We start from the raw sequence: 455 nt of genomic DNA on the forward strand, positions 1-455 counted from the left end.
GCCAAAGAAAAACAGCGAATGTCTCTATCATCTTCCTACCATCAACACTTGGATCAAAAGCCAACCCTTACCATCTCAGGATGTTTAATTCTTGTCCATAAGAGTATAACCTGAGCGTGCTCTTGGACGCAGGAGGAACAATGGCGAATTCAGCCTATCCAGCCGGCGTTGAAAATCACGGAGGAAAACTCCGAATAACGTTTAAGTACAGGGGTAAACGAGTGCGCGAAAATCTTCGCGTGCCCGATACACCGAAAAACAGAAAGATCGCTGGTGAGTTAAGGGCCTCGGTCTGCTTTGCAATCAGAACAGGAACGTTTGATTATGCCGATCGATTCCCTGACTCACCTAACCTGAAGCTATTTGGCCTGGTAAAAAAAGATATCACCGTCGGTGAACTGGCACAGAAATGGCTTACTCTGAAAGCAATGGAAATCGGTAGTAACGCCTTAAAT

1 protein-coding gene is annotated in these 455 nt (G+C 45.7%); it reads left to right on the plus strand.

Translation table 11 applies throughout. From position 1 onward, the window contains the following. Nucleotides 1–140: 140 nt before the first annotated feature. Nucleotides 141–455 (plus strand): Arm DNA-binding domain-containing protein (locus tag Y887_RS19715; protein ID WP_157004358.1); only part of this gene is annotated, 315 nt, incomplete at its 3' end.

The sequence above is a fragment of the Xanthomonas pisi DSM 18956 genome, from assembly GCF_001010415.1.
Lineage (GTDB): Bacteria > Pseudomonadota > Gammaproteobacteria > Xanthomonadales > Xanthomonadaceae > Xanthomonas > Xanthomonas pisi.